The sequence below is a fragment of the Duncaniella sp. C9 genome, assembly GCF_004803935.1.
GTDB lineage: Bacteria > Bacteroidota > Bacteroidia > Bacteroidales > Muribaculaceae > Duncaniella > Duncaniella muris.
On record NZ_CP039547.1, the window covers coordinates 2,887,740 to 2,903,743 of the forward strand.

14 protein-coding genes and 1 pseudogene are annotated in these 16,004 nt (G+C 39.9%); all 15 read left to right on the forward strand.

From position 1 onward, the window contains the following. Nucleotides 1–4: 4 nt before the first annotated feature. The gene (gene dndC / locus E7745_RS12140; RefSeq protein ID WP_136408919.1) at nt 5–1,348 is read left to right on the forward strand and encodes a DNA phosphorothioation system sulfurtransferase DndC; all 1,344 of its coding nucleotides are present in this window, start codon (nt 5–7) and stop codon (nt 1,346–1,348) included. Further along, nucleotides 1,345–1,902, forward strand: coding sequence for an AAA family ATPase (locus E7745_RS15105; RefSeq protein ID WP_240740311.1), 558 nt, complete (start codon nt 1,345–1,347; stop codon nt 1,900–1,902). The genes dndC and E7745_RS15105 overlap by 4 nt, the downstream gene beginning before the upstream one ends. Continuing rightward, nucleotides 1,859–3,460 carry a DNA sulfur modification protein DndD gene (locus E7745_RS12145; RefSeq protein WP_240740312.1) on the forward strand — a complete coding sequence of 534 codons (1,602 nt, stop codon included), beginning with the start codon at nt 1,859–1,861 and terminating at the stop codon, nt 3,458–3,460. The genes E7745_RS15105 and E7745_RS12145 overlap by 44 nt, the downstream gene beginning before the upstream one ends. Then, nucleotides 3,450–5,030, forward strand: coding sequence for a DndE family protein (locus E7745_RS12150; protein ID WP_136408920.1), 1,581 nt, complete (start codon nt 3,450–3,452; stop codon nt 5,028–5,030). The genes E7745_RS12145 and E7745_RS12150 overlap by 11 nt, the downstream gene beginning before the upstream one ends. Nucleotides 5,031–5,040: 10 nt before the next feature. Beyond that, the gene (locus E7745_RS12155; protein ID WP_136408921.1) at nt 5,041–5,682 is read left to right on the forward strand and encodes a restriction endonuclease; all 642 of its coding nucleotides are present in this window, start codon (nt 5,041–5,043) and stop codon (nt 5,680–5,682) included. 93 nt (nt 5,683–5,775) lie between these two features. Continuing rightward, the gene (locus E7745_RS12160) at nt 5,776–7,002 is read left to right on the forward strand and encodes a transposase (RefSeq protein ID WP_124076708.1); all 1,227 of its coding nucleotides are present in this window, start codon (nt 5,776–5,778) and stop codon (nt 7,000–7,002) included. 215 nt (nt 7,003–7,217) lie between these two features. After that, nucleotides 7,218–8,582, forward strand: coding sequence for an ATP-binding protein (locus E7745_RS12170; protein WP_136408922.1), 1,365 nt, complete (start codon nt 7,218–7,220; stop codon nt 8,580–8,582). Nucleotides 8,583–8,613: 31 nt separating this feature from the next. Continuing rightward, complete coding sequence (locus E7745_RS12175; RefSeq protein WP_240740313.1) at nt 8,614–9,480, forward strand: O-methyltransferase; 867 nt, start codon at nt 8,614–8,616, stop codon at nt 9,478–9,480. Between the two features lie 37 nt (nt 9,481–9,517). After that, nucleotides 9,518–9,751, forward strand: a pseudogene (locus tag E7745_RS12180) (cell filamentation protein Fic); the annotation flags it as partial. A 182-nt stretch (nt 9,752–9,933) separates the two neighbouring features. Next, nucleotides 9,934–10,995, forward strand: a complete 1,062-nt coding sequence (locus tag E7745_RS12185) for a Fic family protein (RefSeq protein WP_136408924.1) — start codon at nt 9,934–9,936, stop codon at nt 10,993–10,995. A gap of 5 nt (nt 10,996–11,000) precedes the next feature. Beyond that, nucleotides 11,001–12,662, forward strand: coding sequence for an RNA-binding domain-containing protein (locus tag E7745_RS12190; protein WP_136408925.1), 1,662 nt, complete (start codon nt 11,001–11,003; stop codon nt 12,660–12,662). A 36-nt stretch (nt 12,663–12,698) separates the two neighbouring features. Next, a complete protein-coding gene (locus E7745_RS12195; protein WP_124076067.1) occupies nt 12,699–13,739 on the forward strand; it encodes a Fic family protein in 1,041 nt (346 codons plus the stop codon). A gap of 59 nt (nt 13,740–13,798) precedes the next feature. Next, nucleotides 13,799–14,236: a PH domain-containing protein gene (locus tag E7745_RS12200; RefSeq protein WP_136408926.1), complete on the forward strand. Its 438-nt coding sequence runs from the start codon at nt 13,799–13,801 to the stop codon at nt 14,234–14,236. A gap of 143 nt (nt 14,237–14,379) precedes the next feature. Continuing rightward, entirely contained in the window at nt 14,380–14,700 is a 321-nt protein-coding gene (locus tag E7745_RS12205; RefSeq protein WP_123408018.1) for a helix-turn-helix transcriptional regulator, read from the forward strand. A 232-nt stretch (nt 14,701–14,932) separates the two neighbouring features. Beyond that, nucleotides 14,933–15,916, forward strand: coding sequence for an IS30 family transposase (locus tag E7745_RS12210; RefSeq protein WP_136408456.1), 984 nt, complete (start codon nt 14,933–14,935; stop codon nt 15,914–15,916). Nucleotides 15,917–16,004: the final 88 nt, after the last annotated feature.

A 16,004-nucleotide genomic window follows, 5' to 3' on the forward strand; every position in this document is an offset into this window, starting at 1 on the left:
TATTATGAAGAATCAACGTATAGAATATATAATCGATGAAATTTTAGATCAGTATGCGTATGCTGATGAATCAAATCGCCCATGGATAATTGGATTTAGTGGCGGTAAGGATTCTACAGTATTGCTTATGCTGGTCTGGATTGCCATGCTAAAATTAAAAGAGCAACCAGTTCCATTCCAATTACGACGCCCAATATATGTGGTATGTAATGACACATTGGTTGAGAACCCAATCATTGCAACTTATGTTGATGATGTATTGGCGCAAATAGAAACTAAAGCAAGAGAGGCAGATTTACCTATATTTGTAAGGAAAACTACACCACGACTTGAAGATTCTTTTTGGGTTAACGTTATAGGCAAGGGTTATCCCGTTCCTAACACTGCCTTTAGATGGTGTACCGAAAAAATGAAGATAAAGCCCACAGCGCGTTTTATCACAGAACAAGTGGACGAATGTGGTGAAGCAATAATATTAATTGGCACCAGAAAAGCAGAAAGTGCAACCAGAGCACGTTCTATCAAGAAACATGAAATACATGGCAAACGCCTTACTAAGCATACACTTTTGGCAAATACATTTGTATATGCTCCTATAAAAGAATTACTGCTTGAAGAAGTTTGGTATATAATTAATGCCATCCCATCACCATGGGGATTCGACAACAAGATACTATTTAATATATATCTTGACGCAAGTGCTGATGATTATGAATGCCCTACCGTTGTCACGGATAAAAGTCATGGTTCTTGTGGTCAGAGCCGTTTTGGTTGTTGGACCTGTACGGTTATTAAAGATGACAAGTCTATGCGGTCATTAATCAAAAATGGTAGAGAATGGATGCAACCTCTCTACGATTTTAGACTAAAACTTGATCAAGAACGTAATGTTATCGAAAATAGATTTCCACTACGGCGCGATGGTAAGAAAGCGGTTAATGATATGGGACCATATACGTTTACATACCGTGCTCAAATGTTGGAAGGTCTATTAAATGTACAACATGAATTACAACAGCATAATCCCCAAATAAAGCTTATTACCGATCAAGAATTGATTGCTATTCAAGTAAATTGGTATAGAGATTTCAATTTCGGACATCAGGTATCAGAAATATATAATAAAATCTATAATTCCACATTCGCTATGGAAGATGGCAAATTGAAAAATAAGTTGGAAGCAGATTTAATGCGAGAGATTTGCAAAGAAAATATTGAAGAAGGCGAATTAATCGAACAACTTCTGATGCTCCAAAAAAGTAAGTCGCTGATGCAACGACGTCGTGGACTTAAGACTGAAATTGAATCTCGTTTAGAAGAATTTGTTAAAACGAAAAAGAAACCATGACCATACGAGAAATCGAACTTAATAACTTCCGTATCTATAAAGGAAAGAATAAAATAAATCTTTCCCCCGATGGAGACCGAAATTTGATTATCGTTAGCGGTAATAATGGTTTCGGTAAAACTACTTTTCTCATGTCACTTGTGTGGTGTCTTTATGGCAAAAACATGGGAAAGGTAGATGAACTATATCGCAAGGAAATTGACGAGAAAGGTGGCTATAGCAAATACATTGGGAACAGTCTTAATTTTGAAGCTCAGAAAAATGGAGAAACTAAGTTTTCTGTGGCAGTCACTTTCACTGACGTAGAAATACCCGATACCCCTTGTACTGAAATTACTATAGTAAGGTCTTACGATAGTGCCACTAACTATGACGATGAATTAGAGATTCTAATTGACGGCAGAAAGAACGATTTATTTACTGGATCTAAGGAAGAAATAGCTAAGGAGGAGGAAATTTTTATTCGGGATTATATCCTACCCATAGAAATTGCTAAGTTCTTCTTCTTTGATGCTGAAAAAAATTGTATCATTCGCTCAAATCAATACTCCTGAACAGAGAAAGGATTTAAGTCTCGCCTATTCACAGGTTCTTGGTATACAGAAATATGAGGACTTGAAATCTGAGTTAATAAGGATTCAAGATGATTATAGAAAGGCATCCGCTAAACCTCAAGAGAAACTCGAGTTTGACGGGCTAATCAGTGCCATAAAAATAAAAGAAGAAAGTATCCAGAACCTGCTAGATGAAATTGATAACTTGGAAGATGATCGTGTAATTAAGCGTCATGAATCAGCCGAGTTACAATCCCAACTAATTCGAGAAGGTGACTTAATGTCTATTGATGAATTAGATAGACTAAATAACCGTAAAACAGACCTTAATACTGCATTAAGGGAGACTGAAGACGGTTTGAAAGACTTTTATAGCCTTATTCCATTTGGCTTATCTGGTGGAATCATGGCTGAACTCTTATCTCAACTAGAGTCAGAAAAAGCATACAAACAAAATATACTTCAACTTGAAGGAATCAACGATAAAACTGATATAATACTTGGCGATATTGAGGAAGCTAGAAAAGATATAACTTTCCGAATTGACTACAAGACGCGAGAGTTCTATGAAACTCAAATAAAGCAACTCATCAAAAAACATTTTTATAATGGTTTTGATGATAGTAAGTTCGAAAATTTCAGCACTCTTCACGATTTTAGTCAGGGACAGATTGAAGACTTCACTCGTTTAATCGTAAAGGTTAAGGATAGTAAGTCTTCGTTTGAACTACTGTTTAATAAGTATTCGAAACTTAAAGCTGAGCTGTTTTCTATAGAAAAAAGAATCCGAGAAGCAGAGAAAAAAGCTGAAAGTGACTACGTTCAAAAGATTCGTGCACGAAAAGAAAAGCTTGATCGAGAAATTGATTCAATTGGTGAGGAAATCGGAGAAAAACGAAAAGAAATTGAATCTATTAATGAGCAAGTAATCGCTCATAAGAAGCAGAAAGAGATTCTTTCAAAGAAAATTGATGTGGCCGACCAAAACAGAGCTGTAGATAATGAAGCAACCCGTTTGATTCATAAGATACAGAAATTCCTCATTCGCTTTAAAGATGAGAAGAAAAAGGCTCTAGCAAAAAAATTAGAGACTAAACTTCAATCTTATTTGCATAAAACTAATCTAGTTCAAAAAGTTATTGTTGACATCAATGGAAATGGTGATGATGTTGATATTAGCTTATATGACTATGATGATAAAAAAATAGATAACAGCATTCTTTCAATGGGAGAACGCCAAATGTTTGCATCTGCACTTTTAAGTGCTTTAGTTGATGAAACTGAGATAGAGTTCCCAGTATTCATTGACAGTCCAATGCAAAAATTTGACCCACTGCACACCAAGAACGTGCTAACAAAGTTCTATCCCAACGTTTCTAAACAGGTTATTCTTTTCCCGCTACTTAAAAAGGAGCTTACAGAAGATGAATACCGTTATATTGAACCTATTGTAAGTAAATCCTACTTGATTAGCAATAAAAAAGGCGGTTCTCATTTTGTGGAAGTAAAACCAGAAAACCTGTTCGAAGAATATAAAAATAGAGAAAATGCAAATTAATATAAGGACTTCGGGTGAGAACCAAAATGTTGTAACCCAATTAACCAGAAAACTCCCCGGTGGAACGAAAGAAAATGTGATAGCTCGTATCGCATTAGGATATTCATTGTCAACCGGGAAGAGATTTACTCCGCAGGAGTTTTCCTCCTATGATTCTCAAGGCAAAGAATATAAAGATCACATTCTGTTTGACGGACAGTACCGAGATTTTTTTATAGCCTTGATTTGTCAAGCTTATGGAATTACCAAAAATGATGAGCTGATTCCTAAGTATATAAAACTTCATGTTGATCATGGGCTTGAAAAAATAAACTATCTTTTCGAGCATAATCCTCAGTATACATTCTTCGATTTTCTTACTGAATATTTTAGTAATGGAGTTGATGCGATAGAGGATACCCCTGAGAGCTTTGACTCCGTAGAGAATAGAAATCAACACATATCTAAGAGTGTTTTCTCTGGTCCGATAAATATTAAAGTGGGATATAATCTCACTACAGGAGAGGACATATACTGTTGCTTTAATAATTCAAGACTTTACAATAACCAACATATTGCTGTTGCTGGAAAATCTGGCTCAGGCAAAACTCAGTTTGCGCTTGAGTTCCTTCGACAGCTTCATAAGAAAACGCAAGGACAGGTTAACTTTCTATTTCTTGACTTCAAAGGACTCAGTGAGGATGATAAATCTAAGATGAGTGACTTCTTTACCGAGACCCATACTGAGTGTATAAGTGCACCTCATACCCCATTCCCATTAAATCCTGTTTCTTTCATTGACAACATTAATGAAAAGAATAAACTCGTGGGAATAAATAAATTTGTAGATATTATTGCTAAGTACTCTAATATAGGTAAGAAGCAACAACAAACATTAAAGGACGCGACTAAAGAGGCTTTTATCAAACATAAAGATGGCAAACATCCTTCCTTAAAAGAAATTTACGATCTCGTTCTCGATACAGTTGGAGAGACTCGTGACACACTTACTGAGATTATGGAACGACTCAGCGAGTATGAACTTTTTGCGTCAAAAGTCAATGATCCAAGTATATTCCTAAATAATAACTACTACTTCTCGTTATCCGGTGAACTGGATAGCACTGTACGTTTTACTTCAATTTTCCTCATTATTAACTACATATTTAATGTCTTTACTAATATGGGTGGAACTGAGGTTGTTGACGGAAATAGGAGCATGCGCTATGTTTTGATGATAGACGAGGCTCATGATCTTTTCCGCGAGAAAAAATCATTAGAAATATTAGAGGTTCTTTTAAGGAAGATACGTTCCTATGGTGTTTCTATTGTTCTCTTGTCACAGGGTATATCAGAATATAATCAGGGGAATTTTGACTTCTCTCAAGAGTGTGAAACAGCTTTCCTTCTACCTATAAATGACCTGAACAATACTAAGGCGATAAACAAATTCCTTGGTCTGAGCGAAAAGGATGGTTCTCGCGCAATGCGAAATCTTGAGAAATTAGAGAATGGTCAGTGTGTTTCAAATATCAAAGAATTACCAAAAGGTGAATTGTTTGAAGTAGTCCAATATTATAAGGAAAAGTAACAAACTACATATGAAGCAAGAAAGGACTATAACACAAGCGGCGATAGAAGTTCTGAAACATTCAGACAAGACACTGTCTGTCTCGGAAATATATGCAAAAATCATAGAAAACTCACTGTATGATTTCCATGCCCAAGATCCTTTGTCTGTCTTAAGGGTCGAACTTAGAGGCCATGCTTATGGTATTGATTATCCCTCTGCTTCCTCTAAGAAGTTCTTTTCATATGATGAAGAAAGTCGTACTTTTGGTCTTGTCAATCGAAATATTAAGCAGAAGAATATTAAAGAAGATATAACACAACTATCTAAACTCAGAGAACTTCATAGACAGTACACCTCTGAGTTTAAAGGCAAAATCCTTAAACAACTAAAAGGGCTAAATCCTTATGATTTTGAGTCATTTTGTAAGAATCTGCTTGGAAAGTATGGTTTCCATAATTTGACTGTCACGAAAAAAAGTCGTGATGGAGGTATCGATGGACACGGAAAATTAAAAGTAGGTCTTGCATTTATGAATGTCGCTTTCCAATGTAAACGTTGGGATACAGGAAAGGTGAGTAGAAAAGAGATAGACGCATTTCGTGGTGCAGTTCAAGGAGAATATGAACAAGGTCTATTTTTTACTACGTCTTCTTTTTCAATGATTCGGTAAAAATCACCGAAGTGGTTGAAACTTAAGTTAATATATCGAATCGTCAAATACAAATGAATCGCCAAAGCGTTCATTATAAAAACATTAAACAATATGAACGTATTGGCGATTCTCAAAGACTTCACCTTTCAGTGTAAGTCGGTATTTGAAAATACTACAACCAAGATGAGCAAAAGGTTCCTCAACTGGCTGATTTTAACAATACGCACTGTGGCGTTGATTCCGGGCAAAGTCAATTTTACCCGGCTGTCGCGCTATGGCGGTCGTACAGCCAAGACCTTTGCCTCCAATTTCAAGACACCCGTAGACTGGATGAAAGTCAACATAGGTATGGCGCAGGATTGTTTTGGACCGTCCGATGACATGGCAGTGGCAATCGATCCGTCGTTCATTTCAAAGTCAGGCAGCCTGACATATGGCATAGGCCGTTTCTGGTCAGGGGTGGCACAACGTGTCAAACGCGGTCTGGAGATAATGGCGATCGGGGCAATAAGTCTGAGTAAACATACATGTGTGATGCTCGGTGCTGTCCAGTCACCGAACTTCAGGACTCTTGAATCTGAGAAACAAATGTCAATGCTTGACTGGTATGTGGCACTTGTCAGGTCAAAGGCGGCAGAGCTGCTCTCACTGACGGATATTCTGGTTGCCGATGCCTTTTTCTCCAAATATGAGTTTGTAAATGAGGTGATTGGCATGGGATTCCGGTTTGTCGGGAGATTACGTGCCAATTCATATCTCAGGTATTTGGCCATACCGGATTCCTCCGCCACGCGAAGACGCGGCAGAAAGAAAAAGTATGGAGAGAAAGTGGATTTCTCAACTCTTGATATGTCCGTGTTCACTTCATTCATATATGAGGATTCCAAAGGAATCAAAACCCGATGTCACACGGCGGTCGTACATTCGAGGGCATTGAAACGCGACATCCGTATCGTGGTATGTCCGGTTGAAAACGGAGAGCCTCTTCTTTACTTCTCTACCGACACCGACATGAGACCTGAAAAGATCATCGGTTTCTACCGCACACGCTTCCAGATCGAGTTCGGTATACGCGATGCCAAGCAGTTTACCGGACTTCAGTCACAGCAGACCCGCGACAGGGAGCGGCTTGACTTTGCGTTCAATCTTTCCTTCACAGCCCTCAATGTCTGCAAAGAGGTCATAAGGAAGGATTATCCGGATCTTTCGGTAGCGCAGTTCAAACGGCTTATGTTTGAATCTTATCTCGCCTCAACAATTATTTCGACTTGCGGAAAATCTCCGCATCTCAAAATAATTCAGAAAATAAATCATCGGTTGGCTCAGTTAGCGGCTTAGCCAAGGCTGAACAACCTCAAATTTTACCGAATCATTGCTTTTTCAAAGGAAGCAGAAAATAGTTCCATAAAACCAGGTGCTGTGCCTATAATACTAATAGATGGTAATATGATTGTTGATTTCATGATAGACAAGCATTTTGGAATCGAACATGAAGAGTTGCCCATTTATGTCAATGCGTTAGACCACGTTTTATCATAGCTAAAAATAAATTTATGTCAAATAATATAATTGAAGGTAACCCAACCAAGAAGTTTTTTATTGATATGATCACTCGTGATATATCAATAGAAGACGCCATCATTGATTTACTAGACAACTCTATCGACGGAGCGAATAGAATAAATCCTAATGATTACACTAATCTAAATATATACCTTACGGTTAATAAAGACTATTTTGAAATTAAAGATAATTGTGGCGGTTTCTCAATCGACACAGCAAAAAAGTATGCGTTTCGATTTGGCCGGCCAGAAGAAGCTCCAAAAGGTAATGGAACAGTCGGTCGTTTTGGAATCGGTATGAAGAGATCTCTCTTTAAAATAGGTAAGAAATTTACTGTTGAATCTAAACATCAACAAGATTCATTTAAGGTAGAAGTTGATGTTGACGAATGGAGCAAAAAGGTCCGCAAAATAACTAATGAGGATGGGACATCTGATATAATTGACGACTGGTCCTTTTCCTATCTTGAAATTCCGAATACAGATGAAGTAGATGGAACATCAATAAGTATTACTAATTTAAATTCAGAAGTAAGCAATCTATTTGCTGATGAGGGCTTTATTACCACACTGGCTGATAATATCCAGAAACTTCTGAACTTTAGTTTACAGAAAGGTCTAACAATATATCTAAACGAAAAACCGTTATCAGGTAAGCGTGTAGAGTTGTTATTATCAAACAATACGATCCCTTATCATATCGAAGGGGCAATTAATAATGTTAAATATAAATTGATTGCAGGACTTGGTGGAATTGGTGAGCCTAAACTTTCCGGATGGTACATCTATTGTAATAATCGTTTAGTTTTAGAAGCTGATACATCTAGTATAACCGGCTGGGGTGTTCAACCTATACCCAAGTGGCATATTAACTATGTAATGTTTCGTGGAATTCTTTTCCTTGATTCGGAAGAGACATTAAATTTGCCCTTAACTACAACCAAGAAAGGAATAGATGCAACTTCCGAAGTCTATAAGGCAATTGTTCCAATAATGAAGAATGGTATGCTCAAAGTTTTTGAGTTTCTAAAAAAAATCCCTCAAATGGGTGACGAAGCAAATGAATACAGGACTATGCTTTGGGAAAATACTTCAAAAATTGGAGCAGTAGAACTAAAGTCTTACAATTTTACGAACATAGAAAAGACCTTTATTGCTCCTCCACTAGATACGGATACTATCGCTCGGAAGAAAAGCACGATTCGTATTGCGTATGACGTCTCAAAAGAGACTGCGGAAGTTGCGAAAGATCACGCTGAGGTTAAAAGTTTTAAAGAATTAGGAGAGACTACATTCAATTATTACCTTAAACTAGAAGAACTCGCAAATGAAGAGTGCGACAGTGTTGAATTATGAGATTCGTCCATGCAAATTTGCTGAACGGAGAATGCTTCTTGCTTCCATTGCAAGGATAATGGGCGTTTTGAAATTAAAGTATCAATACATTGGTTTTGGTGGATTGTCTTTTACCGATTTTAAATTATTTCATAAGGAATTGCATATCAAAGACATGTATAGTATAGAGGCGAAATATGAACCTAATAAACTGGAGTTCAACAAGCCTTATTCGTGCATCAACATTCTCCATGGCCAATCTTCAGATCAATTGTCTCTAGTCGATTTATCAAAACCAAGTATTGTTTGGCTCGATTATGACAATACGCTATCAATGACTTTTTTTACAGACATAGAATTGGTCCTTCGAGAAGTGCCACATGGCAGTATTATTATCATATCATGTAACAGGGAACTTAAAAATGGAAATACTCCATATACTAACGAAGAATTTAAAGAAATCTATGGTTCCTTAGTACCTTATGATATAACCGAAAATTGTTGTGCAGATGTTAATTCCAGCGAAACAATAAAGAGAATGCTAGAAGGTTATTGTCATAGAATTATTAAAGAACGAAATTCAATTGGAGATAATCTATCGTTTGTTCCTCTTTACAATATAAAATATGCTGAATACCGCGGTGCCAGAATGCTTACGTATGGAGGCATTGTCCTTAGTTCTGAATGTGAAAAAGATGACCTAAATATTGATGGATTTGATTTTATTTCAACTATTCAACCTTATGAAATAAATATTCCAAACTTAACATACAGAGAAGCATCTTATCTAAACCAGATTTTAGATATTGAAGAAAGAGAAAAAGAACTAATCGATAAGAGAATATTAACAGCAACCGAAGTGGAAAAATATAAACGGATATATCGTTTTTTACCTCATTTTTATGATGTAAGACTATAAAAATATTTATTGAAGTTTTGTACCGCAAGAAAACTTTATGGCTAAGAAGTTTGAGATACGAAATAGCACGGCGGAGTTCCTGATCTTTCAGATTGAGGGTAAGGAGGATGGTGTGCAGGTTGTGTACCGGGATGAAAGTATCTGGTGCACGCAGAAGGCTATGGCGCAGCTATTTGATGTGGGTGTGCCGGCTATAAGCAAGCACCTGAATAATATTTTTTCTGAGGGAGAATTGAAACAGGATTCAACTGTTTCCAAAATGGAAATAACTGAGTTAATCAACTACCGAGAAATCCTCGGTAGTTGACAATAAATGAGAGAATATGGCTTACGAAGATAAATATCTGGAATTTGAACAATATTTTACTTCTGGAAAACCGGGAGTGAAAGAATATGCACGCAATTAGTCTATAGCTATAGAATGTAGGATGCTAACAGATTGAATAACTTGTTATGAGCGAATTTGACGAATACATAGTTCATGGAGAACCGGGACAGAAGGAAAAGGCGGATGCTTGGCAGACGGCTATCGGTCTTCAGGATGTGGATGGGTTGAAGGTTTCGACCTATCTACTTGACACTGCGCGCCAGCATATCGAGGGTGACATATCCATTGATGAGGCTCGCACCCGCATCAAGGCTTACTATGAGACTAAGTCCGGACATGATACTGTGGATGAAGAAGGAGACAAGGCTTCCGTCAACATCGCAAAGATTCTCAATGAACCGTCATTCGCATTTTCTTTAGTTGGACTTACATCTATTCATCGACGTATCTTTGAAGGTGTATTCAAGTTTGCCGGACAACTGAGACAGGTCGAACTCAGCAAAAAGGAATGGGTGCTTGGAGGAAATGCCTCGGTGAGTTACCAACCGGCTGTTGACTTACGCGAAGCTATCGAATATGACCTATCTCGGGAGAAAGAGTTTGACTATTCAAATCGTCCAATGGCAGAGATTATCAAGCATCTGTCTCAGTTTATTGCTGACCTTTGGCAAATCCACCCGTTCCGGGAGGGAAACACTCGCACAACTGCGGTTTTCCTCATAAAGTATCTCCGCTCGATGGGTATTCCGGCAACCAACGATATGTTCAAAGAACATTCATGGTATTTCCGCAATGCTCTCGTAAGAGCGTCTTATAAAGGGTTAAATATCGCGCCTACGACTGAGTTTGTGGAACGATTCCTACGCAATGTGATTCTCGGCGAAAAGAATGAACTCCGCAACCGTGATATGCTCGTCGGGGTATCCCTTCCGACAACATCTGCCCAAAGTATCACGACGCCCAATCCAAAGTCTCAATTTGACACTTTGAATTGTACTTTGGAAGAGTTAGCCGTACTAAAGATTATCGAGGATAATCCTAAAATCACCCAGACTGAGATTGCAAAATCTATAAAGAAATCAGCATCTACAGTCAAGCGCATTACCTCTGACCTCGTCAAAAAAGGCATAATAAGTCGTCGCAACGGTCGTCGCAACGGCTGGTGGGAAATCTTATCAAAAGAATAACGATTATGACTGAAAAAGAAATACTTCAATTGCGCGACTTGGCTGAGGCCGGACAGGTGCAGTTTAAGGAACGTATTACAAAGAAAAAGGATAAATATGACATCGGCTGCGAGATGGTGGCATTCAGTAACTCTCGTGGCGGCAGACTTGTTATTGGCATCAATGACAAGTCGGGAGAGATCAATGCACTGTCATATATGGAGTTGCAGGAAACAACCAATCTGCTGACGAGCATTGCCTCAGAAAACGTGATTCCTAATGTACTAATTGACGTTGAGAATGTACCGACTACGGGTGGAGCGGTTGTCGTAGCAACAATTCCAGAAGGCAAAAACAAGCCTTATCATGACAATAAAGGTATAATATGGGTTAAGAATGGAGCGGACAAGCGTAAGGTATTTGACAATTCGGAGCTTGCCGACATGATGGGCGACTGCGGTCGTTACGATGCCGATGAAGAGGCTGTGCGCAACGCTACCATAGATGATCTTGATGCCAACACCATCAAACTGTATATGATGGAGCGTTTCGCCCCGGTATTCCGTGGCAAGGAGATTGACGAACTGTCGATGAAAGACTACTCGCTTGACCAGATGGCGGGATTCGTCATCAAGGGAGCGACTATCGAGCGGCTTTTGCGGAATCTTCGTTTCATTCGTCCTGACGGTCAAATGACGAAGGCGGCGATGATGCTTTTCGGTAAATACACTCAGCGTTGGTTGCCGGAAATTACGGCTAAATGTATCTGCTTCTTCGGTAATTCTGTCGGAGGCACTCAGTTCCGCGACAAGATGCACGACATGGAAATCGAAGGAAATTTGCTTCATCAGTACCGTACCATCATGAACTTCTTTACCCGCAATCTACGGAAGGTGCAGGTAAAACGCGACTTCAACTCTCTCGGGGAAATGGAGATTCCCTACGAGAGTCTGACGGAGTATGTTGTCAATGCCTTGGTGCATCGGTCGCTGAATATAAAGACTCCGATTCGTATCTTCATCTTTGATGACCGGGTAGAGATACACAGTCCCGGTTCACTCCCCAATGGTCTAACTATCGAAGATGTGAAGAACGGAACCTCCATGCCTCGTAATGTGTTCCTTTTCACAAACGCAAATTATCTGCTTCCATACACGGGAGCTGGAAGCGGTGTACGCCGTGCGTTGGAATATGACCCGGATGCGGTTTTCTCGAATGGTGTTTCCGACAAGGAAATCACCCATGCCTCCAATGAGTTCGTCATCACCATTCCCCGGAAAAGTAGCCAAGTTACTGACCAAAGTAACTTAGTTACCGACCAAGCATCCTCAAAAAGTGAGCAAATTACTGACCAACCTCACCGCAAAAGTGACCAAGTTTCCGACCCAGTTATTAGTAAAACCGACCCAGCTCACTTTGAAGCCGACCCACCTATCGACCCAGTTCCATCAAAATCCGACCTACCTACCGACCCAGTTAGGCTAAAATTATCAAAAAAGCAACAGGATATTCGCAACTTTTGCTCCGTACCAAGAAGTCGTAAAGAGATATTGGAACGTGCTGGAGTTTCTGCGCATTTTGATAATAGAAAGAAATATATCTATGATTTGGTTGAGGCTGGTGTACTTGAACCCACCATCCCCGAAAAGCCCAATGATCCGAATCAGAAGTACCGACGAAAGAAATAATCGGATAACTTTACCCTCAAATTAACGACAGAAACAATGAATAAAGACCTTGACACACAGATAAAGGAGGCTCTTAAAGCTTATCTGGCTTCGGGAGTTGAGGATCAGGTGGACTATCATAAATTTTACCTTTATTCCATCGTGACCAATTCCACTTCCATTGAAGGTTCTGCTGTTACCGAAGTTGAGAACCAACTTCTTTTCGATGAAGGTATTACCGCCAAAGGACGTTCGCTGACTGAGCAGATGATGAATGTTGACCTGAAAGATGCTTATCTTTATGCTTTCAAAATTGCAACTGAGAATCCCACATATACGCCTCAGTTATTGCAGCAACTGTCTGCCCTTGTTATGCGGCGAACAGGGAGCGAATACTCCACTATTGCCGGACATTTCGATTCGTCAAAGGGTGAGTTTCGCCTGTGCAATGTCAGTGCAGGTATTGGCGGCAGAAGTTATCTGGCTTATAACAAGGTTTCACATACTGTAGCTGATTTTTGCGAATGGCTTAATCAAGAAGTTGCAAATGTTGACACAACGGATATTGCGACATGTTACCGTCTGAGTTTTGAGGCTCACTTTAGGCTGGTTACCATCCACCCTTGGGTGGACGGTAATGGCCGGACTACAAGGTTGGTGATGAATATGATTCAACGGCAGTTGGGACTGGTTCCTTCCATAGTCAGAAAAGAAGACAAGGGAGAGTATATCCAGTCGTTGGTTGATAGCCGTGAGAATGATAATTCTACCATAGCGCAGGATATGATGCTTCGTCACCATATATCGAACCTCAAACGTCGGGTTTTACAGTATCAAGAAGGCGATGGCTTGATTAATAACAATGTCGGTGTAAATGTCGGTGTAAACAAGAATGGTGTCGGTGTAAAACTTACCAACACACAAAGAAAGATATATGAGTTGATACAGGCAAATCAAAGCATCACCCATTCTGAAATGGCAAAAGCTCTTTCCGTTACATCCAAAACAGCTGAACGAGCCACAAAAGCATTAAGAGACTTCGGATTGTTAGGGCGCGAGGGTTCTGACAAGACTGGCAGATGGATAATTCTGAAATAGCCGCTATTTTTTAACAGCATCAAGTAACATTGTCGGTATAGTAACATGAAGTATTGATTATGGAAAAGTATGAAGGGACAAGATATAATTCAAAATGGGATGGATCGACATGGTTCATTCTGGGACTGGTTGCTGTGTGCTGCGCTGTTCCTTATTTCTTGGATGACGGAATTTGGCCGACGATTATTTGTCTTGTGATGTTGGCGTTTGTCTTAGTGACATTCCTCAGTATCTACTACCGCATTGACGGAGATACACTTGTGGTATATTCTTTTTTTATCCCTAACGCCTACCCCATTGATAAGATTAAGGAGATTAAGCCGACTAAAAGTGTACTCTCATCACCGGCAACATCGCTGTCTCATCGTTTGGCAATCACCTTCACCGACCGAAAGATTCTCAAAAGCTCCATTCCTCTCATTATATCGCCCGTGCGTCAAGAGGAATTTATCCGGCAACTTCTTTCTGTCAATCCACAAATTAAGCATTTGGCATAGGTAGGTTGAGGCAATAGCTGCAATCATTCACTACTCAATATATCATATAATAAATATTTTTACTATATTTGCAGTATTAAAATATAGATTGAGTATGGCAAAGTCTTCAGTTTAGACACTTTGCACTTCTTAAAATAAAGGCAATGGCAAAGAACACTATGGGGACTAAGTTGCCCCGGAAACTGGAACAGAAGATGGCTCTTATGGGCGAGCAGATTAAGCTCGCCCGGCTGCGTCGTAATCTTTCGATTGCACAGGTTGCTGAACGTGCGACCTGTTCGCCTCTCACTGTGAACCGCATCGAGAAAGGCTCTCCTACGGTTTCAATCGGCATCTATGCCCGTGTTCTTTATGCTCTGCAACTTGATGACGACCTTCTTTTGATTGCCAAGGAGGATACCCTCGGACGCAATCTACAGGATTTAAGCCTTAAACATCGCCAACGGGCATCAAAGAAGTCATAATTTGTAGGCAACATGAATATATCGGCTCAAATCAAGTGAAGATTCCAAATCGAAGTGCAAAACTTTGAGCTAGGAATTATTCATTCTCCTCACTCCTTCTGGCGAGGGGATGCCCAAGCGGCGGGGGCGGCCTAAACCGCCCCCAAGAGCGGACAGCAGCAGAACATACTGGCAATACAAAATAAAAAAGGAGACCGAAGTCTCCCTGAGATTAACTAATTTTGTATTGCTAATGTACAGACAATTAACCTCGCAGCAAAGGTCGCAAATTTTCGCCTTACTGCAAAGAAAAACTCCAAGAAAAGAAATCGCCCTCATTGTAGGGTGCAGTCAATCAACACTTTGTCGTGAACTGAAGCGCAATTCCACAACCAAAGGCCACTATCTGTGGGAAAAGGCTCATGCCAAAGCCCTTGAACGCAGAAAGCGCACCACATCCAACAAGAAGCTCGACAGCGTGTTGGTGTGGCGTATAAAACAGATGATTATTGACCACCAATGGTCACCAGAACAAATTCGTGGCGTGTTGGCCAAGGAAGGCGTTTCCGTATCCATACAGACCATTTACAACATTATAAACGCTGATGAAAGCGGAGAACTGCGCCGTCACCGCAGACATCCCGACTTCCGACGACGACCAAAAGGCGAACGCAAACCCACTAAAGCCACCAACATACCAAACCGCACAAGCATACACGACAGACCGGCCGAGGCCGACGGCAAACGCTTTGGCGATTTTGAGATGGATCTTATTGTTGATGCCTACGGGCACGCGATTCTAGTGCTGCTTGAACGCATGACTGGCTTTGTGATGATGGAGAAACTACCTTACGGAAAAAGAGCCAAGCCATTGTCAAAGACTGTCGTGAGAATGCTGTACGCATACCGTAAATATCTTAAAACCATCACTACTGACAACGGCAGCGAGTTCGCGGCACACCTCGACATAACCGCCGGATTACGCATCAAAGGTCTTGATGATGTGACTGTTTACTTTGCCGACAGCTACTGCTCATGGCAGAAAGGAGCGGTCGAAAACATCAACAAACTCATCCGTCAATACATCCCCAAAAAGTCAAATTTCAATGATTTCACTGACCTATACATCAAAAACGTGGCAAAGAAACTGAACTTAAGGCCTCGGAAAAAACTTGGTTTTTCAAACCCGAAAACCGAGTTCTTCAAACAAATCGCTAATTTTGCACTTGCCAGTTGAACCTGCATCGGCTCAAATCAAGTGCTAACATGGCAAAAATCGGCTCTATTTGAGCCGATTTTCCAATAAATTTTAGTAATTTTGAGCC